This is a genomic window from Parvibaculum lavamentivorans DS-1 (assembly GCF_000017565.1).
Taxonomy (GTDB): Bacteria; Pseudomonadota; Alphaproteobacteria; order Parvibaculales; family Parvibaculaceae; genus Parvibaculum; species Parvibaculum lavamentivorans.
The window spans coordinates 820,398-846,403 of the sequence record NC_009719.1 but is presented as its reverse complement, the minus strand read 5'-3'; the positions used below and the strand labels follow the sequence as shown (position 1 = coordinate 846,403).

The window sequence follows — 26,006 nt, the reverse complement described above, 5'->3', positions numbered from 1 at the left end:
GGGGCCGAAAGAAGGCCCGGACTCAGTTGCGGCGCGTTATAACGAAATGCGCGGCATGACGCAAAAGATCGGCTCTTTCATCAAACAAATCAAGGTGTTGGACGGCCTGCTCCGCAAGCATCCCGGCCTGCGCGCGAGCGCGGTCGAGGCCGAGGATCGAAACGAAGGTGGCCTTGCCCGCCGCCGCGTCCTTGCCCGTCGCCTTGCCCATGGCCGCGGCATCACCTTCAGCATCCAGAATGTCGTCCGCGATCTGGTAGGCAAGGCCCATGTCATGGGCATAAGCATGTAGCGCGTGAAGTGCATCGGGCGAGGCGCGGCCGAGAATGGCGCCTGCCTCGCAGCTGAACGAGATCAACGCGCCTGTCTTGAGCTGCTGCAAACGGGTGATCCCGCCCATGTCGAGCTCCCTGCCCTCGCTGGTCAGGTCGATGATCTGGCCGCCGACCATGCCGTGTGCACCGGATGCAATGGCGAGGCGGCGGACAAGCTCGATGCGGACACGGGCACGCTCATGCGTTTCTGGATCGGCGAGAATTTCGAAGGCTAGCGTCAGGAGAGCGTCGCCTGCGAGGACTGCCGTCGCCTCGTCGAACTGGCGGTGAACGGCCGGCAAACCGTGGCGCAGGTCATCATCATCCATGCAGGGAAGGTCGTCATGGACGAGGGAGTAGATATGTACGCATTCGGCGGCGGCTGCGGCACGCAACGCCGCCTCCGAGGCGACGCCGAAAAGCGCGGCGCTCTGCGCAACAAGAAAGGGGCGAAAGCGCTTTCCGCCTCCCAGCGCCGCATAACGCATCGCCTCCGCGATGCGCGCCTCCGGTCCTTCCACGCGCGGCAAAAGGCGGTCGAGCATCTCTTCCACTTTCGCGGCGACCGTGGCCAATCCGGCTTCAAATTGCGCGGCATTTGCGGGGGATGAGGTCATTGACGGCGCGTATCCGTCAGCCGACGTCCAACGGCTCGGTGCCCGAAGGCTCGCCTGAAGCCGACAGGGTGATCTTTTCGACGCGCGCTTCCGCCGCTTTCAGGCGCGTTTCGCAATGGGCTTTCAGCGCGGTGCCGCGTTCATAGAGTTCAATCGACTTCTCAAGCGGCGCCTCGCCGGATTCGAGCTGACCGACGATCTTCTCAAGCTGCGCCAACGCCTCCTCGAAGCTCAGCTTGTCGATATCGTTATGTGCTTCGGCTTTGGCGGCGGACATGGTCTCTCTCCCTTTTGGGGCGGTACTCCGGGCTTTATCAGGCGGCGAGCATCAGCGCCTTCACATGCGCGCGCGAACTCGACGCCAGCGCCTCCAAGTCATACCCCCCCTCAAGCGCGGAGACAACGCGACCGCCGCAGAGACGGTCCGCCGTCTTCACGAGCTCGGCCGTGACCCAGCCATAGTCTTCGTCGGTGAGCCGCAGATTTGCGAGCGGGTCCGAGATATGTGCATCGAAACCCGCCGAAATGAAGATGAAATCCGGGCGAAATTGTTCCAGGGCGGGGATAACCGCATCCGAAATCGCCGCGCGGAACTCGGCCGAGCCGGCGCCAGGCTGCAGGCAACGGTTCAGGATATTGCCCAAGCCAAATTCTCCTGCCCTGCCCGTGCCAGGATAAAGCGGCCATTGATGGGTGGAGGCGTAGAAGAGGTCCGGGTTCGTTTCAAAGGCGGCCTGCGTACCGTTGCCGTGATGCACGTCGAAATCGATGACGGCGACACGCTTGCAGCCATGCGCCTCGCGCGCATGAAGAGCGCCGATGGCAATGTTGTTGAACAGGCAGAAGCCCATTGAAGTTTCGGGTTCCGCGTGGTGCCCCGGCGGGCGAATGGCACAGAAACCGTTGCGGGCCCGGCCCGACATGACCTCGTCGACGGCATAGACGACGGCGCCGGCGGCGCGGAAAGCCGCCTCCGCGGAACCCGGAGACATCGCCGTGTCGGCATCTATGCGGCGGAAACCGCTTTCAGGCACGCAGGATTCGATGCGCTCGATATGGCTCATCGGATGAACGCGCGCGATCTGCTCGTGGCTGGCGCGCGGCGCCTCTGCGCGCTGCAACAGCGCGAAATCCTCGGTCTCGAGCGCGCCGAGCACGGCACGCAACCGCGCCACGCATTCGGGATGGCCCGGCGGGGTTTCGTGTTCGAGACAGGCGGAATGGGTGACGAGAAGCGTGGTCATTGCCTTGGGCCGAGGAATTTCATTACCTGCCAGTCTAGGCGGGATTTAAGCCTGGCGGTACCAGTCGACGCCTTTTTCGTCGCGGCTGAGGGTCGCAAGACCGCGGCCGATCAGGCAATTCAGGTGCGCGAGGCTTTCGCCCGTCGCCATGAAGAAGACTTCGGGGCCGATCTTGCGCTTGAAGAGGGCGGGGAAAACGTCAATGGCACGTTTCGGCGTTTCGAGAAGCGCGTGGAGTTTCGCCAATCCGTCCTCATGGCCGTCGATGAGCTGCGTCAGGCGGGTGTGGAGACCGTAGAAGGGCTCGTTATGCGCGGGGAGGACAAGCAGGTCTTCTGGCAGCGTGGCGCGCAGGCGCTTGCAGCTGTCGATCCAGTCTTCCAGCGGATTTTCGTAAGCTTCCGTCGGATGGACGCTGACATTCGAGGATATCCTCGGCAGCACCTGATCGCCGGAGATGAGGATTTTCGCTTCCTCGCAATAGAGGCAGATGTGCTCGGGCGCGTGGCCGGAGCCGACGACGGCGCGCCATGTCCGGCCGCCGATCTTCAATTCATCGCCCTCGCGCAGACGACGGAAAATATCGGGCATGCGCGATACGCGTTCGCCGAAGCCGCCGAAACGCTTGCGATAGCTCTCGACACCGCGCTCGCTGAAGCCGGCGGCGCGATAGAAATCAAGCGCTTCCTGCGGCGCGTCGCGGCCCGTATCGAGCACCAGCGTCTTGCACATCAGGAAATCGGTGCGCGACATGCGCAGCTCGATGCCCCATTTGCGCGTGAACCAGCCGGCAAGGCCGACGTGATCCGGGTGGAGATGGGTGACGACGAGGCCTGTGATGGGCTTGCCGCGAAGGCCGGTCTTGAAAACCTCGCGCCAGAGCGCCTTCACTTCGTCGGAGGCGACGCCTGTATCCACCACCGTCCAGCCCTCGCCGTCTTCGAGCAGCCAGAGGTTGATGTGATCGAGCTGGAAGGGAAGCGGCATGCGCACCCACCAGATGCCCTTGGCGACCTCCAGCATTTCCGCCGGTTCCGGCACCCTCTTGTCGAGGGGATAGCGGAGATCGGTGCTTTCTATGGTCGCTTGCGAAATATCGGACATGGGGACTCTCGAACAATCGCCCGCGAAAGGCCGCGAGGCGACATATCCGTGATAGGCGCACGGCGGAGAGAGGTCAAACGGCGCAAATGAACGCCAAGGCCGACGCTACGGAACCTTCCGCGCCAATCGCTCGCCGACATAAATCCAGACTGCCAGAAGCAGGCTCGTGCAAATCAGCAGGGGCCAGGGGCCGAAGGCGAGGATAAGCGGCATGACGGCCGCCGTGAACAGGCCGCCGCCGACAATGGGGGCGAAGAAAAGCTGCTTGTAGCCGAAATTCTCCAGCCCTCCGGAGCGGTTTTCAGGATCGGCGATACGGAAGAGCATCAGGCCGCTCACCGTCATCCCCATCGCCTGTCCGAAATGCGGGATGCCTTGCGCGAACCAGTCGGGCCCAAGCATGCGGGGTGCCAGCACCAGCAACGCAAAAATATTCCAGGCGATGCCGCCGACGGCGAGCCAGACGAAGGGGCCGAGATTATCGTTGATCGCGGTCAATGAGAGCGTCGCCAGCGCCGCGACAATCAGAATGTCGAGGGCGGCACCGGAAATCCGGTTCACTAATCCCCGGTCCACAAGGCCCATGCCAATATAGCGGCTGACCACGACCTGCACGGCGACACCGCCGAGCATGGCGAGCGGGAAAAGCGGCAGATAGGCAAGGATCCGCGTGCCGTCGCGGCCCCAGGTGTGTTCCTCAAGAAGGATCAACAGTTGATGCAGGCCCCAACCGATAGCAATAGCGACGGCGAAGAGACCGAGATGCAGCGACATCGGATCGATGGGCTGCGCGGCATCCGTCGTCGCGGGGCGGGCTGCAAGCTGCTCCGTCGTATCGGCGGGTGGATCCGGATGAAGTTCTGGCGTCGGCGAGCGGATGCCTTCTGGATCGACAAGACCGCGCCGGGCCGCCCAGTTGATCAGTACAAGGCCGATCAGCACGGAGCCGACAAGGCCGATGGTTGCGAGGCCAAGAGCGAGATCTGTGCCCGCGGAAAAGCCCACCGCATCGAAGGTCGGGCCGAGGCCAGCGGCCGTGCCGTGACCGCCTTCAAACGAAATCTCGATCAGGGCGCCAGCGACCGGCGGCGTGGCATAGAACGGCGCGAGAACGGCGATGACAAGGCCGATTCCAACGACATACTGGCCCCAAGCGATGGCCTGGCCATAAGCAATGACGGGGCCCGCGCGGTGCCAGATCTGGCGAGGCCCGGGAATGATCTTGCCAAGAAAAAGGCCGGCGAAGACGACATTGATCAACAGCGCGGGCAGCTGCCGCCAGACATCCAGCACATCTTCGGGGACGAGTTCGACGCCGGACATGGCGCCCGCCACTTCCGGTCCCGCGAACATCAGGATGAAGCCCGCAACGACCGAACCGGGGATAAAAAGGCGCGCCAGAACGGCAAGACGCCAGCGCAGATACTTCGAGACGATGAGCATCACCCAGATGATGGCGAGCGCGGAGGATATCGTCGCGAAACTGGTAACCATCAGGCCAGATCATCCGCTGTCAGCGCGAAGAGACTATCCGCGCCCGCCGTAGCCGGAGCGAGCAGGCCGTGAACGGCGGGAAGCACGTTGGCCGCGTAGAATTGCGCGAGGGCGAGGCGCGCCTTTGCCGCGGGATCGCGCAGCGCGCTCTGCGCCAGATAATGGCCGCCGGCCGCCGTTCCGAAGAGGCGGAGATAGGGCGAAGCACCGGCGAGGCAATCGTTCGGCGCGGATTTCAGATTGGCGAGCATGTAGTCCGTCGCCTTGTCGAGCGCGTCAAGCGCACCATCGAGCGCGCCGCCGATTTCGCCGAGGAGCTTGTTGTTGGAGGAACGCGCCTGCTGCGCCGTTTCGCGCATTTCGGCGATGAAATTTTTGACCACGCTGCCATTTCCGAGCGGCAGCTTGCGGCTGACGAGATCTATTGCCTGAATGCCGTTTGTGCCTTCATAGATCGGCAGGATGCGCGCGTCGCGGAGGAATTGCGCGGCGCCGGTTTCCTCGATGAAGCCCATGCCGCCATGAATCTGCACGCCGATGGAAGCGACCTCGACGCCGATATCGGTGGAGAAGGATTTGGCGATGGGTGTCAGCAAATCGGCGCGGGCCTGCGCTTCTTCACGCTTATCCCCGGCATGCGCGCCGTCGATGGCGACGGCCGTTGCGTAGCAGATGGCACGCGAGGCATCGGTGAGCGATTTCATGGTGAGGAGCATACGGCGGATGTCGGGATGCTCGATGATGGGCGCCATTTCGCCGGGTGCGAGGGTGGAGCCGAGCGGGCGACCCTGCTTGCGGTCTTTCGCGTAGGCCAAGGCGTGCTGATATGCGGCTTCGGCGATGGCGACGCCTTGCGTGCCGACGAGGAGGCGGGCGTTGTTCATCATCGTGAACATGCAGGCGAGGCCGCGGTTTTCCTGACCGATCAGCGTACCGATGGCGCCGCCATTTTCGCCATAGGACATGACGCAGGTGGGGCTGCCATGGATGCCGAGTTTTTCTTCAAGTCCAATGCACCAGGCATCGTTGCGGGCGCCGAGGGAGCCGTCTTCGTTGACGAGGAATTTGGGGACGAGGAAAAGCGAAATGCCCTTCGTGCCGGGAGGCGCATCGGGCAGGCGCGCGAGGACGAGATGGACGATGTTTTCGGCCATGTCGTGGTCGCCATAAGTGATGTAGATCTTGGTGCCGCTGATGCGGTAGGTGCCGTCGCCCTGCGGAACGGCCTTTGTTTTCAAGGCGTTGAGATCGGAGCCTGCCTGCGGCTCGGTGAGGTTCATCGTGCCGGTCCACTCGCCCGAGATGAGCCTGGCGAGGTAGATGTTTTTCTGTTCTTCGGTGCCATGCGCCGTCAGCGCTTCGATGGCGCCCTGGCTGAGGATGGGGCAGAGGCCGAAGGAGAGGCAGGCGGCGTTCCACATTTCCTGCATGGCGACGGAGAGCGCGACGGGGAGGCCCTGCCCGCCATATTCCGTCGTCGCCGCGAGGCTGCCCCAGCCGCCTTCGACCCATCTGCGGTACGCCTCCGCAAAGCCGGAAGGCACTGATACCGCTCCGCTTTTCAGCTTCGCGCCCTCGGCGTCGCCCGAGCGGTTGAGCGGCGCGAGGACATCGGCGGCGAGCTTGGCGCCCTCCTCCATGACAGCTTCGACCAGATCGGCAGAGACATCCTCATAGGCGCCCTTGCCCAGCAGATCCGAAAGACCGGCGACCTCGTTCAGCGTGAAAGCCATGTCGCGGACGGGCGGACGATATGTCATGAGGTCTCCTGAGGCGCGGAAAAGCGAGGTGTTTTGGCCTTCTACTGTATTCTCCGCGCGAAGTGTACCGAGCAGAAGAGTGGGATTGATGGCGGAATGCGTGGCGGCGAGCGAGGCGGCGATTGCGCGAGCGGGTGAGCTGATCCGCGAGGGGAAGCTTGTCGCGTTTCCGACGGAGACCGTCTACGGACTTGGCGCGGATGCGAGCGACGAGAAGGCAGTGGCGCGCATTTTCGAGGCCAAGGGAAGGCCACGTTTCAACCCGCTGATCGTTCACGTGGCTGACGCGCAAGTGGCTGAAAAATATGTGGTTTTCAGCGCCGAGGCGGAAGCTCTGGCGCGGCATTTCTGGCCCGGCGGGCTGACGCTGGTGCTGCCGCGGCGGGCGGATGCAAAGCTGTCGCTGCTGGTGAGCGCGGGGCTCGACACGGTGGCGATCCGCGTGCCGGCGCATGAGACGGCGCAGGCGCTGCTGGAGGCCGCAAAACGGCCGATTGCCGCGCCTTCGGCCAATGCATCCGGCAAGGTGAGCCCGACGCAAGCGGGCCATGTGATGGAGTCGCTGGGGCACTCCGACCTGCTGGCGATGGTGCTGGATGGGGGGGCCTGCCGGCTGGGGCTTGAATCCAGCGTAATCGGATTTCCTCAAGGAATTCCGACACTTCTGCGACCCGGCGCGGTGGCGCGGGAGGAGATCGAGGCGGTGCTGGGAGGGCGGCTGGCCGATGCGGATGCAGCGGCCGGAGAGGCCGGACGCGCATCGCCGGGGCAGCTTGAAAGCCATTATGCGCCGGGGGCGCCGTTGCGGCTCGATGCGGCGGAAGCGGGGCCGGACGAGGTGCTGCTCGGCTTCGGGCCCGAGGCGAAAAGCTCAATGAATCTATCGGCTTCCGGGGACCTGACGGAGGCGGCGGCCAACCTTTTCGCGATGCTGCGCGCGCTCGATGCGACGGCGGGCGGCAAGCGGATCGCGGTCTCGCCGATCCCCATGGAGGGGCTCGGCGAGGCGATCAATGACAGGCTGAAAAGAGCAGCGGCGCCAAGGGGTTAGGCGTTGCCCACGAGAAGCGTGGGCACGCCGTTGGTGGCTTTGCGGATCGTGCAGACTTCGGTGCCTTCCTTGCGGCCGACACGGACTTCCGAGATGTCCAGCCCGGCCTTTGCGAGGCGGGCGGCGGCGGCGCCGACATTCTCCGCCTTCCAGGCAAGTCCCCAGAATCGTTCGGTTTTCGGCGCTTTCGACTTGTCGAGAGCCTCCACCACTTCGATGGTGAGGCCGCCTGCACGGAAGAAAAGCTGGCGGACACCCCATTCGGGTTTCGTCTGATCGAGGGCGAGACGGATGCCGAGTTTTTCGCCGAAGAGGGTTTTGCAGGCTTCCGCGTCGGGGGTCATGATGACGACATGGTCGCAGCCGGGGACGGCCTCGGCTTCGGAAACGCCAGCGGAAAGCGGCGCGGGCGGGAGCGCATCTTCAGGGCTAAGGTGTTGAATTCCCAGCATGAACAGGCCACGCACTTCTTCCGCCGGCATGGCGATGGTGCGCCATTTGCGGACAGCGCCTGTGATCTCGTCGCGGCCGGAGCCATCTACGGGGGCGCCGGATTTGAGGCCGCGCGCGTTGAAGGCTTCGGTGGCGGCGGCGGCGTCCTCGACGCCGAGAACGATGCCGTAAAGGCCCTCGCCGACCTCATCCAGACGCTTTTTCAGGGCGTCGGCATTGGCGCCTTCGGCGACGGGGGCGTAGAGCTCCACATAGGTATTTGCGAGGCGGTACAAGACGTTACCGGTGCCGACGCCGGGATGGACGCCCTTCCAGGAGGGCTCGCGGCCGAAGATGGCGGTGTAGTTTTTCTCGGCCTCGCCAAGATCGCGGACCGCGATGATGATGTGGTCGACGCTCGTTACTTCGGTCATTTGTGACGGTCCTTTGCCTGAAATCGCGCGGCACTCTAGAGGCATTCCGGCGGGGCCGCCAGACGGTTGAAAAGGCGAAGGGATTTCGCTTTTTCCGGCGGTTATCCCCGGGGGACTGTCATTGAACTGTCAACAAACCGTCATGAAGGGCTTTTGTTTTCTTCTGTGTACGGATTTGTTTTGAGTTATCCTCGGTGCTCGGGGATAAGTCCGTGGGCGGAGGAAAGAAAAGTTGTCCCCGGTTTTGGTTCGGTGGGTGCGGCTTCCCCCTCACCCTTCCCGCCTGCACGCCTGACGGCGAACAGGTGGGCCCCTTCCCTCTCCCCCAAGGGAGAGGGAGACTAGGTCCGTGGCCCTATGTAAGATTACAGACCAAAACGACAGATGAAAGTATGGAAACCCATGCCGCTCACCGCCGATCATCTTCAGCAACGACTTGACGCACTTGTCCGCGATTGCGGGGTGCCGGGGGCTTCGTTGGCGGTTTGGGCGGATGGAGAGGGCTTTGAGGCGGCGGCGGGGGTTTGCAATCTGGAGACGCGGGTGCCGGTGACGTCCGACACGCTGTTTCAGATCGGCTCCATCACCAAACTCTATACGGCGGCACTGGTTATGCAGCTCGTGGAGGAAGGGAAGCTCGATCTCGAGGCGCCGGTGCGCAAGGTGTTGCCCGAATTCAGGGTGAAGGATGAGGCGGTGGCGGCGCGGGTGACGCTGCGCCAGTTGCTGTCGCATACGAGCGGCATCACCGGGGATTACTTCAAGGATGCGGGGCGCGGCGAGGACCGGGTGGCGCGGTTCGTTTCGATGATGGCGGGGCTCGAGCAGGTGCACCAGCCTGGCGAGATGTTTTCCTATTGCAATACGGGGTTCGTGGCCGCCGGGCGGATGATCGAGGTGGCGAACGGCACGACATGGGACAAGGCGATCCGTACACGGATTGCAAAGATTCTGGACACGCCTGCCTTCTCGACGCTGCCGGAACAGGCGATGCGCTACCAGACGGCGATCGGACATCTCGGAGCGCCCGGCGCGCTGATGGTGACGCCGATTGCCTATCTCGCGGCATCGAACGGGCCGGCGGGAGCGACGCCGATGGCAAAGGCGCGCGACATCGTGACCTTTGCGCGGATGATGATGAACGAAGGCGTGGCGCCGAACGGGAAGCAGGTGCTCACCGCCGAGAGCGTTCATGCGATGCATCTCAGGAACATCATCTGCCCCAAGGGCATGAATATCGACGCGATCGGCCTCGCCAGTTTCATGTGGGACTGGAATGGCAACGGGCATTACGAGGTTTTCGGCCATGACGGCTCGACCATCGGCCAGGCGGCTTGGCTGCGCTATCACCCGGAAAGCGAGACGGCGTTTTGCCTGTTGACCAATGGCGGCAATGGCAAGGCGATGGCGGATGCGCTGATCCGCGAGGTGTTCGCGGCGGAAGCGGGCATTGCGCCGCCCGAACCGGCGAAACCCGATCCGGCGCTTGTGCTCGACGCGGCGCGCTATGCCGGGCGCTATGCGAATTCGATGGAGGAAATCGAGGTGACGCCGGAGGGCGGCAAGCTCGTCGCCATGGTGACGCCCTCGCCCGATTATGCGGTGATGTCGGGCGGGCCGAAGCGCGTGGTGCTGGAGGCGGTGAATACGGAATTGTTTCTCGGCGTGGCGCCAGGGATGACGCTGCCGCAGAGTTGGCATTTTCTCGGGAGAGACGGCGGCGACCGCGCGCTCTACCTGCATCTCGGGGTGAGGGCACATAAGAGGGTGTGAGGTAGAGATTCACGTTTGCCGCTGTATTGGCCTAAAGTAAAAGTGTCATCCCGGCGAAAGCCGGGACCCATTGGTTCCCTCAGCAAGAGCTGTTGCACGCGTCGGCTACTTCCATCACCAGCGATTGGACAACGATACAAGGATTGAGGTGGATTGGGTCCCGGCTTTCGCCGGGATGACATTCGTTTTTTCAGTGAAGTTCCTGCCACAAGTGACGGCATGACACGTCCAGATGAGCTACTTCGTCTACATCCTTGCAAGCCGCAAACACGGAACGCTTTATGTCGGCGTGACCAATGATATTGCACGGCGGATCGATGAGCATCGAACCGGTGTCGCTTCCGGGTTCACGAAGAAATATCGCATTCATCAGCTCGTCTATGCAGAGACACATGACGATGTGAACGAAGCTATCGGACGGGAAAAGGCGATCAAGGAATGGAAACGGGAGTGGAAGGTGCAGTTGATCGAGAAGGCAAATCCCGAATGGGACGATCTCACCGCATCATTGAATCGATAAGCCAATGGGTCCCGGCTTTCGCCGGGATGACACCGAGTTTTATGTTTTCGACATCCAAATGAAGTTCTCTCCCAAATGAAGCCCACACCCGAAATATTGCAGCGCTTGAAGGATGCCGTGGGGCCGAAAGGTTTCGTCGATGGCGAAAGCGACATGGCGCCTTATCTGGCCGAGCGGCGGGAGCTTTATCGGGGGCGGGCGGCGGCGGTGGTTCGGCCGGCGAGCGTGGGGGAAGTTTCGGCGGTGATGCGGATTGCGCATGAGGCGGGGGTTCATGTCGTGCCGCAGGGCGGGAATACGGGGCTGGTCGGCGGGCAGGTGCCGGATGAGAGCGGCGAGGAGATCGTGCTGTCGCTTTCGCGGATGAATGCGGTGCGCGGGATCGACGTTGAGAACAACACGCTGACCGTCGATGCGGGCGTGACGCTGGCCGCCGCGCAGGAAGCGGCGCGGGAAGCGGACAGGCTTTTTCCACTCAGCCTTGCGTCGGAAGGCTCGTGCCAGATCGGCGGCAATCTTTCGACCAATGCGGGCGGCACGCAGGTGCTGCGCTACGGGAATGCGCGCGACCTGGTGCTGGGGCTCGAAGTGGTGATGGCGAATGGCGATGTGTGGGACGGGCTCACCGGGCTTCGCAAGGACAATACGGGCTATGACCTGAAACAGATTTTCCTCGGCTCGGAGGGGACGCTCGGGATCATCACGGGGGCAGTGCTGAAACTTTTTCCGCGGCCGCTTTCGGTCGAGACGGCTTTTGCCGCCGTGCCGGGCGTGGAGGCGGCGGTGAAACTGCTGCGGGTGGCGGACGGGCTTTCGGGCGGGCAGGTTTCGACTTTCGAACTAGTGCCGAGGATCGGCGTCGAATTCGTGACGCGGCATATCGAGGGGGCGAGCGATCCGCTTGCGGATCAATATCCCTGGTATGTGCTGATCGAGATGACGGCGGGGATGGAAGATGCGCGGCTGGCCGAGACGATGGAGGCGGCGCTTGCCGAAGGGCTCGACCAGGGGCTGGTGAGCGATGCGGCACTGGCGCGCTCGGAGACGCAGCGGGCGGATTTCTGGCGGCTGCGCGAAGCCCTGTCCGATGTGCAGCGCGCGGAGGGCGGAAGCATCAAGCACGATGTTTCCGTGCCGGTGTCGAAGATGGCGGATTTCATTGCGCGAGCGAGCGAGGCGGTGAGTGCGCGGCTGCCCGGTGTGAGGGTGGTGGCGTTCGGACATATCGGCGACGGGAATGTGCATTTCAATTTGAGCCAGCCGGTTGGGATGGACCGGGCGGCGTTTCTGGCGCTATGGGGCGAGATGAATGCGATCGTGCATGGCATCGTGCGCGAGATGGGCGGCTCGATCAGCGCGGAGCATGGCGTCGGGCGGCTGAAGCGCGACGAGATCGCGGCGACGAAATCGCCGGTGGAGATGGCGGCGATGCGGGCGCTGAAGCAGGCGCTGGACCCGAAGGGGATTCTCAATCCGGGGAAGGTTTTGTAGGGGGTTTGCTTTCCCCATCTTGCCACAAAAATAATGTCACCCCGGCGAAAGCCGGGGTCCATCTGACCATCGAATTTTGCCGAACGGCCCATGGATCCCGGCTTTCGCCGGGATGACATCTAGCGAAGAGGGACGCCGCTTCGCGGCTACTGGATTGCCGGGTCAAGCCCGGCAATGACAGTATTTTTTAATGTGCGCTCTAATCCGCACTCCGCGCCAGGGCGTTGCCTATCGGCAGGTTCTGGGCGGGGACGATGAGGATTTTGTCGATGCGGGGGCCGTCCATGTCGACGACTTCGAAGCGGTAGCCGTTCCAGGCGAAGTAGTCGCCTTCGCGCGGCAGGCGGCCGAACCAGTTGAACATGACGCCGGCGAGCGTGTTCACTTCGTTGCTTTCATCGCCCGGCAGCTTGTGGAGTTTCAGCAGGCGGCGGATTTCGTCGACCGAGACGACGCCGTCGATGATCCATGAGCCGTCCTCGCGGATGGTGACGGCGGGGTTGCGCTCATTGGCGTGGTCCGACAGGTCGCCGATCATGGCGAAGAAGATTTCCGACATGGTGAGCGTGCCGACGACGTCGCCATATTCGTCGATGATGAAAGCCATGAACATGCTTTCCGACTGGAGCGTGCTCAGGGCCTTCAGGACGCTTGCCGTGCGCGGGATGTAGAGCGGCGGCGACATGCGCGCGAGCAGCTCCTCATTGGTGCGCGGCTGGAGGTGCAGGTCTTCGAGGCGCACCATGCCGATGAAGGGGCCATTGGCGCCGCGCCGCACCGGATAGCGCATGCGCTGGGACTGACGGATGAGGGCGAGGTTTTTCTCCACCGCTTCCTCGGCGTCGAGCCATGTCATCTGGACGCGCGGCGTCATGATTTCGGCGACGCGCGTATCTCCCAGCAGGAAGACGCGGTTCACGATGTCGCGCTCGACGCCCTCGATGGCGCCGGAGGCGGCGCCCTCCTCCACCATGTGCCTGATTTCTTCTTCGGTGACGCGCGGCACCTGCTGGCCGGTGATGCCATAGACGCGCAAGACGGCTTCCGTCGACCAGGAGAGGAAGGTGACGGCGGGGCCGAGGATTTTCGCGAGCGTGCCCATGGGACGGGCGATGCCCGACGCAATCGCCTCCGGGTTCGACAGGGCGATGCGCTTCGGCACCAGCTCGCCGAGGATGAGCGAGAGATAAGTGAGGATGATGACGACGAAGCCGAAGGCCAGTTCCTGCGCGTAAGGACCGATCCAGGGCCAATCCACCATGAAGGAGGAAATGGGGCCGGCGAGCGTCGCGCCGCCGAAGGCGCCGGTGAAGACGCCGACCAGGGTGATGCCGATCTGCACCGAGGAAAGGAAGCGGCCGGGCTCGGCCTGAAGCTGGAGGGCGGCTTCGGGCCCGGCGGGGCTCGCCCCCTCGGTTCGCTTGCGCCGGGTCAACATGGCCTGAAGGCGCTGACGGCGCGAGGACACGACCGCCATCTCCGACATCGAGAAAAACCCGTTCAGCAGGATCAGAACGAGCAGGATGATGATGTTCGAGAGCATGGTGTCCCCGGGGGCTGGAAAAAGATTATAGGGGATGATCCGGCTTTGCGCGACGGGGAAGCCGGAGAGCCGCAATCGGGCTATACTGCCGCGCTTTTCCTCCCCTCCGGAGAAGGCACATGCCCCATATGGATATCGAATCAGGTTCCGCCGCCGTCCGTCCGGCCCGCGACGGGGACGAAGCCGCGCTCGCGGCGCTGTGGGAGGCGTGCGGGCTGACACGACCATGGAACGACCCGATGAAAGACATCGCGTTTGCGCGGGGCGGGCCTGCTTCGGAGGTGCTGGTGCTCGAGCGGGAGGGCCGCATCGCCGCCAGCGCGATGGTGGGCCATGACGGGCATCGGGGCGCGGTCTATTACGTCGCCGCCGATCCGGCGCATCGCGGCGAGGGGCTCGGACGGGCGATCATGGCGGCGGCGGAGGACTGGCTTCGGGCGCGGGGCGTGTGGAAGCTCAATCTGATGGTGCGGCGGGGGAACGAGCAGGCGATGGGGTTCTATGCGGAGCTCGGCTATGCACAGGATGAGGTTGTGGTGATGTCGAAGCGGATGGTGCCGCATGCGTCACGGGGTGACGAGACCTAGAAGAAAGGTGTCATCCCGGCGAAAGCCGGGACCCAATCCAACTCGATTTCTGTTTGATCTTCTCATGGCCCGGTGGCGGAGCGGCGGTGAGGGTCATCTCTCCTGCTGAGGGAACCAATGGGTCCCGGCTTTCGCCGGGATGACATTTATTTTTTGGGCTTTCAGAACAGGCCCATCTGCCGCGTGTCGGGCTCGGGGGCTTTCTTGCGGGCGGGTTTTTCGGATTCGGGGGCGACCAGTTCGGGGGTCTGGAGGGAGGCGTCGTCGTTCGCCACGCGGTTGATCCGTGTGCTGACGGGTATGGCTTCGAGGAGATCATCGGGCGCGGGGCGCAACAGGGCGAGGAGTTCCTTTTCGGTTGCCGCCGGGTCGAGCCAGCGGGGCCAGTCCTTCTCGTCCAGGATGACGGGCATGCGGTGGTGGATGGGGGCGAGGGTCTCGTTTGCTTCCGTCGTCACCACGGCGCAACTATCGAGCTCGCTGCCGCCGGACGGCATCCATGTGTCCCAGATGGCGGCCATGGCGAAGGGCTTGCCGTCGCGCCGGCGGATGAGGAAAGGCTGCTTCGTCCCCTTCCCCACCGTTTTCCATTCATAGAAGCCGTCGGCCGGCATCAACGCGCGGTGGTGGCGGAAGGCGCCGCGAAAGCTCGGCTTTTCGGCGATGGTCTCGGCACGCGCATTGATGAGGAGAGATTGCGGCATTTCCTTCGCCCAGGAGGGGACGAGGCCCCAGCGGACGAGGAGGAAACGGCGGCGGCCGCCCTCGAACAGCACGATGGGCACGGGCTGGGTGGGCGCGATGTTGTAGCGCGGGGGGAAATTCGGCTGATCTACATAGCCGAAAAGGCCGCGCATGGCCTCAGGGGGCGAAGTGATGGTGAAACGTCCGCACATGGCGCGACGTTAAGGCGAGTCGCGGGGAAGGACAAAAGGGGATGTTATGTTGTACCATTGGGCGGACAAGCCGAAGGAGACGACATGGCAGCGCGCGGCGCGGCACAGGCACATACCTCCCACAATCACCGGGCCTGCATCGACGATGCGCTGGCGACGGCGCGGACGCTTTGCGAGCAGCGCGGCGCGCAACTGACGCCCTTGCGCGAAAAGGTGCTGCAGATCGTGTGGAAGAGCCACAAGCCGATGGGCGCCTATGACGTGCTGGACGAGCTGTCGCGGAGCCACAAATCGGCCCGGCCGCCGACCGTCTACCGGGCGCTCGACTTCCTGATGGGCGAAGGGCTGATCCACAAGATCGAATCGCTCAACGCCTATCTCGGTTGCATCGAGGCGGGGGCGCCGCATTCCGGCCAGTTCCTGATCTGCCGCCAATGCGGAGCGACCGAGGAAATCGTCGATCCGCGGCTGGAAACGGCGCTTGAGGCCGTGGCCGGGCGAGCGCGTTTCAAGGCCGAACGGAAGATCGTGGAAATTTCCGGCGTTTGCGTACGCTGCGTCAGCTAGGGAATGGACCTATTTCCGGCAAGACGGATGCGGAAACGCCGGAAAATGATCTAGAATGGCCGCTCCACCCGTTCCCCTTCAACCGGAGCCACCACAACCATGACCCCCCGGACCGTTTTCACGCTTGCGCTCGTGTTCAGCGCAGGGCTCTGCAGTGCGGCCGCCGCTGTGGAACCGCTGACCGGAACGGGCAAATTCGATACGGGCTCGCGCTCCGGCCCGTTCGTCGCGACCGACAAGTCGCTGACGACCCTTGCAGGCGACGGATATGAAATCCGTGGCAATCTCGGCACGGCGCTGATCCTGCAGAAGGGGCCGTCGATCTATTCATGCCAGATCCCGCCCGACCCCGAGGCGCTGGACTTCAAGCCCTATTTCGTCTGCGCGGAACTCCAGGAAGAGGCGCGCGAGGCAATGGCACAGAAAGAGCCCGGAACGACGTCCTTCCCCCGAAAGGGTAATTGACCGGCGCGGGCGCCGCCCGCAAGGCTCGCTGCCGCATCGAGAATTCAAGAACCCGGAACAACAAAATCAGGGAGAAGAAACCATGAGCTATAAACCGTTCGATCTTTCAGGAAAGGTTGCGCTCGTCACCGGCGGCAATGGCGGCATCGGCCTCGGCATGGCGGACGCCATTGCGCAATCTGGCGCGGACATTGCCATCTGGGGCACGAATGAAGACAAGAACAAGCGCGCCGCCGAGCAGCTGCGCGCGCATGGCGTGAAAGTCTATACGCGCAAAGTCGACGTGTCGGACGAGGCCCAGGTCGTGGACGGGATCGGCGCGACGGTGAAGGAACTCGGGCGCATCGACAGCGTCTTCGCGAATGCCGGCGTCGGCTTCGGCGCGCCGTCCTTCATCGGGATGACGACCGAGACCTATCGCAAGACGCTGGCCGTCAATCTCGACGGCGTGTTCTTCACGCTGCGCGAGGCGGCGCGGCACATGGTGGACCGCGCGAAGGCCGGCGATGCGGGCGGCTCTCTCGTCGGCATCGCAAGCCTTGCCGCCATCGAAGGCGCGGCGCGGAACGAAGCCTATGCGGCGACCAAGGGCGGCGTCATCTCCATGATCAAGAGCATCGCGGTCGAACATGCGCGCTACGGGATGCGGGCGAACGCCATCCTGCCGGGCTGGATCGCGACCGACATGACGGCGCAGGCGCAGGCGGCGCCGGCCTTCGCGGAAAAGGTCATCCCGCGCGTGCCGGCCAGGCGCTGGGGCGAGCCGGGCGATTTCGGCGGCGTGGCGGTCTATCTCACGTCGGATGCTTCGTCCTATCATTCGGGCGACACTTTTGTGATCGACGGCGGCTACGCCATTTTCTGACCGGACAGACATGGACAAGCGGGACAGCACCATCGACGAGGACCTCGACCGGCGCCTCATTCTGATGGCGCGCACGGTGGTGGTGCTGTTCCGCCAGTTCGAGCAGATCGCGCGGGAGATGGAAATCACCATCCCGCAATACCGCTTTCTGCTGTTCCTGAAGCGGGGGCCGAAGCGGGCGGGCGAACTGGCCGTCGAAGCGGCGATCCGGAAGCCGACGGCTTCCGGCCTCATCGCGGACATGGAACGTCGCGGGCTCATCCAGCGGACGCCGGACAAGTCGGACGGACGCAGCGTGCATCTGACGCTGACGCGGAAGGGCCTCGCCAAGCATCGCGAATTCGAAACGGCGCTGGCGCGCTATCTGCCGTCGCTGCTCGACGAGGGCAATACGGACGCAATGCTCGATGCGTTCGAGGAGCTTGCCTATATCATCGACGCGAAGCGGGACAATGCGCCGGTGGATGCGGGGGATAGCTGAATCAGCGGTTGGCGCGCCCCCTCACCCTTCCCACCGATGCGCCTGACGGCGCCCCGGCGGGCCCCCTCCCTCTCCCCGAGTGGAGAGGGAGAGCGAGGTGAAGGGCCGTCTCACGGGGAGGAACGTCATGAGTCTCAATCTCAATCCGGTATCGGTTTCGGACTACCGGGAGCTGGCGCGGCGGCGGTTGCCGACGCAGTTGTTCGATTACATCGATGGCGGCTCCTATGCGGAGGCGACGCTGGACGACAATGTGGCGGCGTTCCGGCGGCTGAAGCTTCGCCAGCGGGTGCTGCGCGATGTATCGACCATCGACACATCGGCGGAGATCTTCGGGACGCAATGGAAGATACCGGCGGCGCTGGCGCCTGTGGGCTTTGCGGGCATGTATGCGCGGCGCGGCGAGGTGCAGGCGGCGAAGGCGGCGGAAAAATTCGGCGTGCCGTTCACGCTTTCCACCGTCGGCATCTGCGCGATCGAGGAAGTGGCGAAGGCGACGAGCGTGCCTTTCTGGTTTCAGCTCTATGTCATCAAGGACCGGGGCTATGCCCGCGCGCTGATGCAACGCGCGCATGAGGCGGGATGCCCGGTGCTCGTGTTCACGGTCGACCTCGCCGTGCTCGGCGCGCGCTACCGCGACACACGCAACGGCATGAACACGGCAATGTCGCTCGGCAAGAAGCTGAAGGTGGCGATGGATTTCGCGAAGCGGCCGGGCTGGATCCGCGACGTGGCGCTGGGCGGCAAGCCGCTCGATTTCGGAAATTTGCGCGAGGCGGTGCCGAATGCGCGCGGCTTCGGCGAATTCGGCGCGTGGGTCGCGCAGAACCTCGACCCGGCCATGACGTGGAAAGACCTCGAATGGGTGCGCGCGAACTGGCCGGGTAAAATCATCATCAAGGGAGTGATGGACCGCGAGGATGCGCGGCTCGCGATGGCGGAAGTGGCACCCGAAGGCATTGTCGTTTCCAACCATGGCGGGCGGCAGCTCGACGGGACGCCGGCGACGCTCGACGCGCTGCCCGCGATCCGCGAGGAAGTGGGCGACAGGACGGTGCTTCTGCTCGATGGCGGCATCAGGAGCGGGCTCGACATCGTGAAGGCGAGAGCGAGGGGGGCGGATGCCTGCCTGCTCGGCCGCGCCTGGGCCTTTGCGCTGGCGGCGCAGGGGGAAGCGGGCGTGAAGGCGATGCTCGGCACGATGCGGCAGGAAATGCATGTGGCGCAGGCACTGACGGGATTTACGCGGGCGCGGGATATCGACAGCAGCGCGATTGCGTGAGAAGCGTTAGACAGGGCGCGAGGGGCGGATCATCAGGAGGACGTGATGAGATCTGTTCCATATCTTTCGTTTGCGGCACTTGTTCTTGCCGCGCTCGCGCTTGTTCCGGCGGGGGCGCATTTCTTTGCATTGCCCAACAAGATCGGGCTGACGCAGGAGGATTATTTCACCGCGCAGGGCATTTATCGCGGCTGGAGCCTGTTCGGCGTCGTTCTCATCGGATCGCTTCTAGCCAATCTTGCGCTGGCCGTTGCGCTGCGGCGGCAGCGGATGCCGTGCCTGTTCGCGGCGGCGGGCGCCGTTCTCATGGCGGCGGTGCTGCTTCTCTTCTTCGCGTTCATCTATCCGGCGAACCAGGCGACAGCAAACTGGACGGCGGTGCCTGAGAACTGGGACATGCTGCGCACACAATGGGAATATGGCCATGCGGTGAATGCGGGCCTCACCTTCGCGGCGTTCATCTGCGTCGCGGTGAGCGCGCTCGGGGCGCGGCGGGAGGCGGTGTAGTCAAGTTCGGCGCTTGAGAGAAAACAGATGTCATCGCGGGATTTATTCCCGCGACCCATTGGCTTCAAAACTCGTAGAGGCGTGGATTGGGTCCCGGGGACAAGCCCCGGGATGACACTTATTTTAGGCAAAGAAACTCCGCCGGATCGGAGTCTTGCGAAAAGGCCCCTCACCCTTCCCGCCTTCGGCGGGCCCCTTCCCTCTCCCCAATGGGGAGAGGGGAAGAAGTGCCCTACTCCGCTTTCGTTATGCGGAGGATCTGGCCTTCTTCGTCGTCGGTGAGGAGGTAGAGGGCGCCGTCGGGGCCCTGGCGGACGTCGCGGATGCGGAGGCCGAGGTCCTCGAGGAGGGGTTCTTCGGCCGTTATCTCGTCGCCGTCCAGGGTGAGGCGGCGGAGGCTCGGGATGGCGAGGCCGCCGACGAAGAGGTTGCCTTTCCATTCGGGGATGGCGTCGCCCGTATAGAAGGCCATGCCGGAAGCGCCGATGGAGGGCGTCCACTGATAATGCGGGTCTTCCATGCCGGGCGCGGATTTTTCGCCAGTGCCGACCGGCGTGCCGCTGTAGTTGACGCCGTTGGAGACGACGGGCCAGCCATAATTCTTGCCGGGCTCGGGAATGTTGATCTCGTCGCCGCCGCGCGGCCCATGTTCGTTTTCCCAGAGCGCGCCGGTTTCGGGATTGAGGGCGGCGCCTTGCGGATTGCGGTGGCCGTATGACCAGATTTCCGGGAGCGCGCCTTCCTTGCCCACGAAGGGATTATCTTCGGGCACGCTGCCATCCGGCATGATGCGGACGATCTTGCCGAGATGGGATGAGAGGTCCTGCGCCTGGCCGCGGAATTTTTCCTGCTGGCGCTCACCCAGCGTGACGAAGAGATGACCTTCGCGGTCGAAGACGAGACGCGAGCCGAAATGATTTGTGCTCGCTTCCTTCGACTGCTGGCGGAAGATGACTTCCACATCCTTCAGTTGCGGCGACATGCTTTCGGTGAGATGGCCGCGCGCGACGGCGGTGCCGTTTTTGTTTTTGTCCTCCGGGGTGTCGCCTTTTTCCGAATAGGTCAGGTAGACGAGGCGGTTTTCCTCGAAGTCCGGGTCGAGCGCGACGTCGAGCAATCCGCCCTGGCTGCGAGCGTCGACTTCCGGCACGCCGTAGATCGCCTCGCTTATCTTGCCTTCCGGCGTGACGATGCGGAGGAAACCCGGCCGCTCGGTGACGAGCATGTTGCCGTCCGGCAGAAAGGCGAGACCCCAGGGATGCTTGAGACCGCCTGCCACTGTTTCAACGCGGATGGAGGCTTCCTCCGTGTCGTAAGTCTTGTCCACCGCGAAGGCGGGGACCGCCATACCGGCGGCGAGGCCGGCGGCAACGAACAGGCTCGGAAGGCGGCGCATAATCATCTCCTTTGGGAACCGGGACTGCCTTTCGCGACCTCGCCCTGATGGGCGGAGGTCGGAGACGGCCCCAGAATTTTGCCCGTCTCTTCGGGCATCACGTCGCTTGTGGTCCATGAGATAAAGAACAAGGCATCGAATTCGGTCTGCTGCGAGAAGCCGAAATCGGAGGCGGAGCTGGAGATGAGTTTGCCGGTTTCGGCGTCGTAGCCCGTTGCCGCGAATTTTGCGACGCCCTGACGCCGCGCGCGCTTGAAGAGCGCGATCTCCGGCACGCCGAGGCTGCCCGCCAGCGGGATCGGCACATCCAATTGCGGGATGCCGACGATGAGCGAATTTTCGTCTATCGACAGGGCACCGGAACGAAGCTCCACGATCATGGCGGCCTGCTCGCGCTTTTCAACGAGATGAGCGCCGCGGCGGAGCAGCCGGTCGCGGATGGCGGCGATGGCATATTTGCTGTCCGTGCCCTCGAACCAGGTGGAATCGACGAAGACCTTCGTGCCGGCCGGAATGGCGATCGAGAGGTTTTGCGCGGCCCGGTCGGCGGCGGCGGAAATCATCAATTGCTCGGTCGCGGTGCGCGAAGGGGCGGTTCGCCGCTCGGTGGTGCAGCCGGCGAGAAGGAGGGCCGTCATGGCGGCAAAAGCGAGGGGAATAAAGGGGCGAGAGCCCATGGAGTGCCTGGGAAAAGCTGTCATAACCGGAGCTTCGCCGCAGGAGGGGACGAAAATGTGGCGGCGCGGCGAAATGTGGCGGCTTTCCGCGACTTGGCTCACGCAGGGCTTCTCCTCACTGAACCTTGACAGAAAAGCCCTTCGGGTTTTTAGTTAGGTATCCGAACTACTTTGCGGGGCGCGCGACAGAATGCGCCCGCCTGTTTCAGGGAGCCTTCTCATGACCATCCGTACGCCGCTTTGCGACCTTCTCGGCATCAAATATCCGATCATGCTGGCCGGCATGGGCGGGGTTTCCTATGCGGAACTCGTCGCCGCCGTTTCCAATGCGGGCGGCTTCGGCACGCTTGGCATGGCGGGGCTGCAGCCGGACGAAATCCGCGTACAGATGAAGAAGGTGAAGGACCTGACGGACAAGCCGTTCGGCGTCGACCTTCTGGCGGCGGTGCCGGAATCGCTGGAGCGGACGGCGGACATCATGATCGAGGAAGGCGCGACGGCGTTCATTTCCGGTCTCGGCGTGCCGAACAACATCCTGAAGAAGCTGCATGATGCAGGCATGAAGGTGATGAATGTCTGCGGCACGGTGAAACACGCGGTGGCGGGCGAACAGGCCGGGCTTGACGGTGTGATCGCGCAGGGGACGGAAGGCGGCGGACATACGGGCAAGGTGGCCGGCATGGCGCTGATCCCGCAGATCGTGGACGCGGTGAAGTCGATCCCGGTGATCGCGGCCGGCTCCATCGTGGACGGGCGCGGGCTTGCGGCGGCGCTGGCCTTCGGCGCACAGGGCGTCTGGATGGGTACGCGCTTCATCGCGGCGAAGGAAAGCCATGCGGGCGAGATGTACCGGCAGGTGATCGTGGATGCGAAGGACACGGACACGATCGTGACGCGCTGCTATTCCGGCAAGACGATGCGCGTGTTCAACAATCCCTATGTGCAGGACTGGGAGAGCCGCCCGCAGGACATCCAGCCCTTCCCGCAGCAGGCGATCCTGTCGCATCAGAACAATGTGATGGGCGGCATTGGCGGGCAGATCGAGGGGCTGGAGCGCGACCGCTCCTGCTTCGCGATGGGCCAGGGCGCGGGCGGCATTCACGAGGTGCTGACGGCAGCCGAGATCGTCGAGAAGACGATGGCGGAGGCCGAAGAGGTTCTGGCGCGGCTGAAGCAATACGCCTGACCGAACCGGCCGGCGGCGGGCCCGTTTCCTGCACCGAGTTCCACCGGACCCCGTCTTTCATAGAGACGGAAGGGAATTCGAGGCGGAATGAAACAGGGATTGTCCATATTCGGGACAGAAGGCTTCATGCGCGGGCGGAAGCGGGCGGTTTGCGCGCTGCTGGCCGCGCTGATGCTTGCCGCCGCGCCGATGCCCCCTGCCCGCGCGGCGCTTCCCGGCAGCATGATGCAGCTCGCGGAGGTGCTGGGCGCCGTTCACCATTTGCGGACGCTGTGCGGCACCAATGAAGGGCCGCTGTGGCGGAACAAGATGATCGAGATGATGGGCGTTGCCGATCCCTCCGAAACGGAGCGGCAACAGCTCATCCAGCGCTTCAACGATGCCTATCACCGCTACCGGAACAGCTATCAGACCTGCACATCGACGGCGGCGGGCCAGGCCGACAAGCTGATGCAGGACGGGCAGAGACTGGCGGACGAACTGGCTTCCGGCGGGTATGGCCGCTAGACCGGCGGGCGCCCTCTCATCAATATCCACCGAAGGCTTGTGGTTATCGCCGGGGGCTTGTGTGATTCAACCGATATGGGAGTTGTTAACCTGTCTTTCACGAAACGGGAGACATTCGCCGTGAGTATGTTAAAAAGGCGATGAGTTCCCCGGCGCAACTGCCGGAGAAGAAAGAGCCGAAGAGAGGGACCATGGCAGAAGATTTTCCAGGAGACGCCACGTTCGGTCCGCTCGACGAAGACGGATACGATGTTTCGCCGCTGACGGAATCCGAGCAGCGCCGCGTTGCCTTGCAGAACATTCTCGACGCCTGGGACGAAGCACTGGGCGAAGGCGTGGAAGCCGACGTGCTGGCGACGACGGCGATTTTCGCCGCGCTGTCCGACATGGTCGAAGCCTATGGCGAGGATGCCGTTGCCGAGATGGCGAACGGTCTTGCCGACCGCGTGCGCCAGGGCGAGTTCTCGCTGAACCGCGTGCTGAACTAGGCGTCGCGCGACCGCTTCAGACATTCAAAATGTAAAAGGCTGCCGTCGAGGGAATGAATCCCGGGACGGCAGCCTTTTTATTTTTCGCGCTCTTACAGCATCACTTCGATGAGACGCGGGCCCTTCTGCTTCATGGCGGAGGAGAAGGCTTCGGCGAATTCTTCCGCCGTTTCGACGCGGGTGGACTCGACGCCCATGCCCTGCCCCAGCTGCACCCAGTTCAGTTCCGGGTTGTGGAGATCGAGCATCGAGAGCGCCTTGGGGCCGGGGTTTTCGGCACCGACACGCATCAGCTCGATGTTCAGGATGGCGTAGGAGCGGTTGGCGAAGATGATGTTCGTCACGTCGAGCTTTTCGCGCGCCTGCGTCCAGAGAGATTGCAGCGTGTACATGGCGCCGCCATCGCCGTGGAGGCAGACGACCTTGCGGTCGGGACAAGCGACGGCCGCGCCGGTAGCGAGCGGCAGGCCCTGGCCGATGGCGCCGCCGGTGAGCGAGAGATGGTCGTGCGGCGCGGCGTTTGTCGTCGCGATCATCGAGCCGATGCCGGAGGTGGCGGCTTCGTCCGAGATGATGGCGCCGTCGGGGAGATAATGCGCGATGATCTGCCCGGCGGTGAACTGGTCGAGCGCGCCCTTCGGCAGATCCGGCTTTTGCAGAGGCGCGACATTCGCCGGCTCCTTCGGCGCGGCGATGGCGGAGGCGACGGCTTCGAGCGCGGCGGTGCCATCTTCATGCGGATGGGCGAGATAGATGATGTCGGCGCTTTCGGGCGTGCACCAGCTCGGCTTTCCCGGATAGGCGAAGAAGGAGACGGGCGGCTTCGAGCCGACGAGAATCAACTGCTCGACACTCGCCAGCGTTTCGACCATCTGCTCGGCGAAATAGGGAATGCGCTCGATGACGACGCGGCCTGCGCCGCGCTGGAGGCGGGGCGCGAAGGTGTCGCACATGATGCGCGCGCCTGAGGCGGCGGCGATACGGCCGGCGGCGGCGAGGCCCTGCTCCTTCAATGCCTGGCCTCGCACGAGGATTGCGGTCTTCTTGCCGTTTTTCAGCGCCTTGGCGGCGGCATCGACGGCGGAAGAAGAAACCTCGGCGGGCGCCGTCAGCGGCAGCTTCGGCGCGGGGTGTTCGGCGTCGAGCCAGGCGGTGTCGGCGGGGAGGATGAGCGTTGCGATCTGGCCGGGCGGCTGCATGGCGGCATGGACCGCGCGGGCGCCATCGGCGGCAACGGTTTTCGGACTGGTGGAGGAATGCACCCAGCCGGAGACGGGCCGCGCGAAGCCGACGATGTCGGAGGCGAGCGGCGCGTCGTACTGCGCGTGATAAGTGGCGTGGTCGCCGACGATGTTGACGATGGGCGTCTGCGCGCGGCGGGCGTTGTGGAGATTGGCGAGGCCGTTTGCGAGGCCAGGCCCGAGATGGAGCAGCGTGGCGGCGGGCTTTTCTGCCATGCGGCCATAGCCGTCCGCCATGCCCGTCACGGCGCCTTCGAAGAGGCCGAGGATGGCGCGCATGCCTTCGACCTTGTCGAGCGCGGCGACGAAATGCATTTCCGAAGTGCCGGGGTTGGAGAAGCAGACCTCGACGCCGGAGCCCACCAGCGTCCTTACCAGACTTTCCGCACCGTTCATGTCGCCGCTCTCCCTATAGAATTGTTTTCGGTTTTCCGAGACTAAAGCAAATATATCGCCACGACCCGCGCAAGCACGATCAGGCCGAAGAGACCTATCAAGGCGCCGGAAACGCGGTTCACGATGACCAGCACGCGATCGTTCATGCGATGGCGGAACAGACTGACAAAGCCGGAGACGGACGCCCACCAGAGGATCGAGCCCGCCATGACGGCGAGGACGATAGTGGCGGCATGGCCGTAATCCTCGCCCGCATCGGCCAGACCGGCAAGACCGCCAAAAATGGCGATGAAGCCGAGCATGGTGGCCGGATTGGTGATGGTGAGGACGAAGGTGGCGGCGAAGACGCCCGCCATGGCCCCGGAAATGCTGATCGGGGCCTCGTCACCGAAATGAGGCTGCGCAAACCATGTGCGCAAGCCGAGGCCGATGAGGAAGAAGCCGCCGATGAACTGCAGCACGGTTTCAAAGCGGATGACGAAATCAACAGCCGCGGTCAGGCCGAAGGCGGCGATGGCGGCGAAAATCGCATCGCCCGCCGCGGCCCCGCCGCCCGACAGAAAGCCGTTCAGCCAGCCATAGCGGAGCGTGCGGCGAATGACGATGAGGTTGACCGGGCCGATGGGCGCGGCAACAGCCACGCCGATTGCAACGCCGTTTGCAACCAGTCCGAAATCAATCATGGGCA

General features: G+C 63.9%; 27 protein-coding genes. 14 read left to right on the top strand and 13 right to left on the bottom strand.

Annotation, left to right across the window (positions count from 1 at the left end; all coding sequences use genetic code 11):
* Positions 1-22: 22 nt before the first annotated feature.
* The 6 genes from PLAV_RS03970 to PLAV_RS03945 all read right to left on the bottom strand — a co-directional run bounded on the left by PLAV_RS03970 (position 23) and on the right by PLAV_RS03945 (position 6,533).
* Entirely contained in the window at positions 23-931 is a 909-nt protein-coding gene (locus tag PLAV_RS03970; protein ID WP_012109653.1) for a polyprenyl synthetase family protein, read from the bottom strand.
* A gap of 16 nt (positions 932-947) precedes the next feature.
* Positions 948-1,208, bottom strand: a complete 261-nt coding sequence (locus PLAV_RS03965; RefSeq protein WP_012109652.1) for an exodeoxyribonuclease VII small subunit — start codon at positions 1,206-1,208, stop codon at positions 948-950.
* A gap of 37 nt (positions 1,209-1,245) precedes the next feature.
* Complete coding sequence (locus PLAV_RS03960; RefSeq protein ID WP_012109651.1) at positions 1,246-2,175, bottom strand: histone deacetylase family protein; 930 nt, start codon at positions 2,173-2,175, stop codon at positions 1,246-1,248.
* A 45-nt stretch (positions 2,176-2,220) separates the two neighbouring features.
* Complete coding sequence (locus PLAV_RS03955; protein ID WP_012109650.1) at positions 2,221-3,279, bottom strand: MBL fold metallo-hydrolase; 1,059 nt, start codon at positions 3,277-3,279, stop codon at positions 2,221-2,223.
* Between the two features lie 105 nt (positions 3,280-3,384).
* A complete protein-coding gene (locus tag PLAV_RS03950) occupies positions 3,385-4,773 on the bottom strand; it encodes a sodium/glutamate symporter (protein WP_012109649.1) in 1,389 nt (462 codons plus the stop codon).
* Positions 4,773-6,533, bottom strand: coding sequence for an acyl-CoA dehydrogenase (locus PLAV_RS03945; protein ID WP_012109648.1), 1,761 nt, complete (start codon positions 6,531-6,533; stop codon positions 4,773-4,775). The genes PLAV_RS03950 and PLAV_RS03945 overlap by 1 nt, the downstream gene beginning before the upstream one ends.
* A gap of 88 nt (positions 6,534-6,621) precedes the next feature.
* On the opposite strand from PLAV_RS03945, the gene PLAV_RS03940 reads away from it, so the two are divergent.
* Positions 6,622-7,584, top strand: coding sequence for an L-threonylcarbamoyladenylate synthase (locus PLAV_RS03940; RefSeq protein ID WP_012109647.1), 963 nt, complete (start codon positions 6,622-6,624; stop codon positions 7,582-7,584).
* On the opposite strand, the gene PLAV_RS03935 is transcribed toward PLAV_RS03940, so the two are convergent.
* A complete protein-coding gene (locus PLAV_RS03935; RefSeq protein WP_012109646.1) occupies positions 7,581-8,450 on the bottom strand; it encodes a VOC family protein in 870 nt (289 codons plus the stop codon). The two genes, PLAV_RS03940 and PLAV_RS03935, sit on opposite strands and share 4 nt — an antisense overlap.
* 384 nt (positions 8,451-8,834) lie before the next feature.
* On the opposite strand from PLAV_RS03935, the gene PLAV_RS03930 reads away from it, so the two are divergent.
* From PLAV_RS03930 to PLAV_RS03920, 3 genes are all read left to right on the top strand, one after another.
* Positions 8,835-10,223: a serine hydrolase gene (locus PLAV_RS03930; protein WP_083762492.1), complete on the top strand. Its 1,389-nt coding sequence runs from the start codon at positions 8,835-8,837 to the stop codon at positions 10,221-10,223.
* Positions 10,224-10,455: 232 nt separating this feature from the next.
* Entirely contained in the window at positions 10,456-10,743 is a 288-nt protein-coding gene (locus PLAV_RS03925; protein ID WP_012109644.1) for a GIY-YIG nuclease family protein, read from the top strand.
* A 75-nt stretch (positions 10,744-10,818) separates the two neighbouring features.
* The gene (locus PLAV_RS03920; protein WP_012109643.1) at positions 10,819-12,234 is read left to right on the top strand and encodes an FAD-binding oxidoreductase; all 1,416 of its coding nucleotides are present in this window, start codon (positions 10,819-10,821) and stop codon (positions 12,232-12,234) included.
* 199 nt (positions 12,235-12,433) lie between these two features.
* Here PLAV_RS03920 and PLAV_RS03915 read toward each other — a convergent pair whose 3' ends face one another.
* Entirely contained in the window at positions 12,434-13,777 is a 1,344-nt protein-coding gene (locus PLAV_RS03915; protein WP_012109642.1) for a hemolysin family protein, read from the bottom strand.
* A gap of 119 nt (positions 13,778-13,896) precedes the next feature.
* Here PLAV_RS03915 and PLAV_RS03910 point away from each other — a divergent pair, with 119 nt between their 5' ends.
* The gene (locus PLAV_RS03910) at positions 13,897-14,364 is read left to right on the top strand and encodes a GNAT family acetyltransferase (RefSeq protein WP_012109641.1); all 468 of its coding nucleotides are present in this window, start codon (positions 13,897-13,899) and stop codon (positions 14,362-14,364) included.
* A 161-nt stretch (positions 14,365-14,525) separates the two neighbouring features.
* On the opposite strand, the gene PLAV_RS03905 is transcribed toward PLAV_RS03910, so the two are convergent.
* Entirely contained in the window at positions 14,526-15,260 is a 735-nt protein-coding gene (locus PLAV_RS03905) for an SOS response-associated peptidase (RefSeq protein ID WP_012109640.1), read from the bottom strand.
* A gap of 84 nt (positions 15,261-15,344) precedes the next feature.
* Between PLAV_RS03905 and PLAV_RS03900 the strand changes: the two genes are divergently transcribed.
* From PLAV_RS03900 to PLAV_RS03875, 6 genes are all read left to right on the top strand, one after another.
* Positions 15,345-15,827, top strand: coding sequence for a Fur family transcriptional regulator (locus PLAV_RS03900; protein ID WP_012109639.1), 483 nt, complete (start codon positions 15,345-15,347; stop codon positions 15,825-15,827).
* A gap of 99 nt (positions 15,828-15,926) precedes the next feature.
* Positions 15,927-16,292: a hypothetical protein gene (locus PLAV_RS03895; protein ID WP_011995679.1), complete on the top strand. Its 366-nt coding sequence runs from the start codon at positions 15,927-15,929 to the stop codon at positions 16,290-16,292.
* 82 nt (positions 16,293-16,374) lie between these two features.
* Positions 16,375-17,157: an SDR family NAD(P)-dependent oxidoreductase gene (locus tag PLAV_RS03890; protein ID WP_011995678.1), complete on the top strand. Its 783-nt coding sequence runs from the start codon at positions 16,375-16,377 to the stop codon at positions 17,155-17,157.
* A gap of 10 nt (positions 17,158-17,167) precedes the next feature.
* Positions 17,168-17,638, top strand: coding sequence for a MarR family winged helix-turn-helix transcriptional regulator (locus tag PLAV_RS18730; RefSeq protein WP_011995677.1), 471 nt, complete (start codon positions 17,168-17,170; stop codon positions 17,636-17,638).
* A 127-nt stretch (positions 17,639-17,765) separates the two neighbouring features.
* The gene (locus PLAV_RS03880) at positions 17,766-18,920 is read left to right on the top strand and encodes an L-lactate dehydrogenase (protein ID WP_041535833.1); all 1,155 of its coding nucleotides are present in this window, start codon (positions 17,766-17,768) and stop codon (positions 18,918-18,920) included.
* 45 nt (positions 18,921-18,965) lie between these two features.
* Entirely contained in the window at positions 18,966-19,427 is a 462-nt protein-coding gene (locus PLAV_RS03875; RefSeq protein WP_011995675.1) for an anthrone oxygenase family protein, read from the top strand.
* A 232-nt stretch (positions 19,428-19,659) separates the two neighbouring features.
* On the opposite strand, the gene PLAV_RS03865 is transcribed toward PLAV_RS03875, so the two are convergent.
* Together PLAV_RS03865 and PLAV_RS03860 are read right to left on the bottom strand one after the other, a co-directional pair.
* Complete coding sequence (locus PLAV_RS03865) at positions 19,660-20,823, bottom strand: PQQ-dependent sugar dehydrogenase (RefSeq protein WP_011995674.1); 1,164 nt, start codon at positions 20,821-20,823, stop codon at positions 19,660-19,662.
* A 2-nt stretch (positions 20,824-20,825) separates the two neighbouring features.
* Positions 20,826-21,602: a DUF6655 family protein gene (locus PLAV_RS03860; protein ID WP_011995673.1), complete on the bottom strand. Its 777-nt coding sequence runs from the start codon at positions 21,600-21,602 to the stop codon at positions 20,826-20,828.
* 118 nt (positions 21,603-21,720) lie between these two features.
* Here PLAV_RS03860 and PLAV_RS03855 point away from each other — a divergent pair, with 118 nt between their 5' ends.
* From PLAV_RS03855 to PLAV_RS03845, 3 genes are all read left to right on the top strand, one after another.
* Entirely contained in the window at positions 21,721-22,686 is a 966-nt protein-coding gene (locus PLAV_RS03855) for an NAD(P)H-dependent flavin oxidoreductase (RefSeq protein WP_041535831.1), read from the top strand.
* An 87-nt stretch (positions 22,687-22,773) separates the two neighbouring features.
* Positions 22,774-23,193 carry a TIGR02301 family protein gene (locus PLAV_RS03850; RefSeq protein WP_049767703.1) on the top strand — a complete coding sequence of 140 codons (420 nt, stop codon included), beginning with the start codon at positions 22,774-22,776 and terminating at the stop codon, positions 23,191-23,193.
* Positions 23,194-23,384: 191 nt separating this feature from the next.
* Positions 23,385-23,681, top strand: a complete 297-nt coding sequence (locus PLAV_RS03845; RefSeq protein ID WP_011995670.1) for a hypothetical protein — start codon at positions 23,385-23,387, stop codon at positions 23,679-23,681.
* Between the two features lie 92 nt (positions 23,682-23,773).
* Here the strand turns inward: PLAV_RS03845 and PLAV_RS03840 are convergent, their stop codons facing one another.
* Positions 23,774-25,318 carry an acetolactate synthase large subunit gene (locus PLAV_RS03840; RefSeq protein WP_011995669.1) on the bottom strand — a complete coding sequence of 515 codons (1,545 nt, stop codon included), beginning with the start codon at positions 25,316-25,318 and terminating at the stop codon, positions 23,774-23,776.
* 41 nt (positions 25,319-25,359) lie between these two features.
* A complete protein-coding gene (locus PLAV_RS03835) occupies positions 25,360-26,001 on the bottom strand; it encodes a LysE family translocator (RefSeq protein ID WP_011995668.1) in 642 nt (213 codons plus the stop codon).
* Positions 26,002-26,006: the final 5 nt, after the last annotated feature.

What these genes read in the sequence shown, in the direction of transcription:
- PLAV_RS03960 (WP_012109651.1), bottom strand. Translation starts at nt 2,175, where the DNA reads ATGACCACGCTTCTCGTCACCCATTCCGCCTGTCTCGAACACGAAACC.
- PLAV_RS03955 (WP_012109650.1), bottom strand. Translation starts at nt 3,279, where the DNA reads ATGTCCGATATTTCGCAAGCGACCATAGAAAGCACCGATCTCCGCTAT.
- PLAV_RS03930 (WP_083762492.1), top strand. Translation starts at nt 8,835, where the DNA reads ATGAAAGTATGGAAACCCATGCCGCTCACCGCCGATCATCTTCAGCAA.
- PLAV_RS18730 (WP_011995677.1), top strand. Translation starts at nt 17,168, where the DNA reads ATGGACAAGCGGGACAGCACCATCGACGAGGACCTCGACCGGCGCCTC.
- PLAV_RS03945 (WP_012109648.1), bottom strand. Translation starts at nt 6,533, where the DNA reads ATGACATATCGTCCGCCCGTCCGCGACATGGCTTTCACGCTGAACGAG.
- PLAV_RS03910 (WP_012109641.1), top strand. Translation starts at nt 13,897, where the DNA reads ATGCCCCATATGGATATCGAATCAGGTTCCGCCGCCGTCCGTCCGGCC.
- PLAV_RS03905 (WP_012109640.1), bottom strand. Translation starts at nt 15,260, where the DNA reads ATGTGCGGACGTTTCACCATCACTTCGCCCCCTGAGGCCATGCGCGGC.
- PLAV_RS03970 (WP_012109653.1), bottom strand. Translation starts at nt 931, where the DNA reads ATGACCTCATCCCCCGCAAATGCCGCGCAATTTGAAGCCGGATTGGCC.
- PLAV_RS03850 (WP_049767703.1), top strand. Translation starts at nt 22,774, where the DNA reads ATGAAACAGGGATTGTCCATATTCGGGACAGAAGGCTTCATGCGCGGG.
- PLAV_RS03855 (WP_041535831.1), top strand. Translation starts at nt 21,721, where the DNA reads ATGACCATCCGTACGCCGCTTTGCGACCTTCTCGGCATCAAATATCCG.
- PLAV_RS03880 (WP_041535833.1), top strand. Translation starts at nt 17,766, where the DNA reads ATGAGTCTCAATCTCAATCCGGTATCGGTTTCGGACTACCGGGAGCTG.
- PLAV_RS03895 (WP_011995679.1), top strand. Translation starts at nt 15,927, where the DNA reads ATGACCCCCCGGACCGTTTTCACGCTTGCGCTCGTGTTCAGCGCAGGG.
- PLAV_RS03950 (WP_012109649.1), bottom strand. Translation starts at nt 4,773, where the DNA reads ATGGTTACCAGTTTCGCGACGATATCCTCCGCGCTCGCCATCATCTGG.
- PLAV_RS03845 (WP_011995670.1), top strand. Translation starts at nt 23,385, where the DNA reads ATGGCAGAAGATTTTCCAGGAGACGCCACGTTCGGTCCGCTCGACGAA.
- PLAV_RS03900 (WP_012109639.1), top strand. Translation starts at nt 15,345, where the DNA reads ATGGCAGCGCGCGGCGCGGCACAGGCACATACCTCCCACAATCACCGG.
- PLAV_RS03865 (WP_011995674.1), bottom strand. Translation starts at nt 20,823, where the DNA reads ATGCGCCGCCTTCCGAGCCTGTTCGTTGCCGCCGGCCTCGCCGCCGGT.
- PLAV_RS03875 (WP_011995675.1), top strand. Translation starts at nt 18,966, where the DNA reads ATGAGATCTGTTCCATATCTTTCGTTTGCGGCACTTGTTCTTGCCGCG.
- PLAV_RS03890 (WP_011995678.1), top strand. Translation starts at nt 16,375, where the DNA reads ATGAGCTATAAACCGTTCGATCTTTCAGGAAAGGTTGCGCTCGTCACC.
- PLAV_RS03920 (WP_012109643.1), top strand. Translation starts at nt 10,819, where the DNA reads ATGAAGCCCACACCCGAAATATTGCAGCGCTTGAAGGATGCCGTGGGG.
- PLAV_RS03925 (WP_012109644.1), top strand. Translation starts at nt 10,456, where the DNA reads ATGAGCTACTTCGTCTACATCCTTGCAAGCCGCAAACACGGAACGCTT.
- PLAV_RS03915 (WP_012109642.1), bottom strand. Translation starts at nt 13,777, where the DNA reads ATGCTCTCGAACATCATCATCCTGCTCGTTCTGATCCTGCTGAACGGG.
- PLAV_RS03935 (WP_012109646.1), bottom strand. Translation starts at nt 8,450, where the DNA reads ATGACCGAAGTAACGAGCGTCGACCACATCATCATCGCGGTCCGCGAT.
- PLAV_RS03940 (WP_012109647.1), top strand. Translation starts at nt 6,622, where the DNA reads ATGGCGGAATGCGTGGCGGCGAGCGAGGCGGCGATTGCGCGAGCGGGT.
- PLAV_RS03835 (WP_011995668.1), bottom strand. Translation starts at nt 26,001, where the DNA reads ATGATTGATTTCGGACTGGTTGCAAACGGCGTTGCAATCGGCGTGGCT.
- PLAV_RS03965 (WP_012109652.1), bottom strand. Translation starts at nt 1,208, where the DNA reads ATGTCCGCCGCCAAAGCCGAAGCACATAACGATATCGACAAGCTGAGC.
- PLAV_RS03840 (WP_011995669.1), bottom strand. Translation starts at nt 25,318, where the DNA reads ATGAACGGTGCGGAAAGTCTGGTAAGGACGCTGGTGGGCTCCGGCGTC.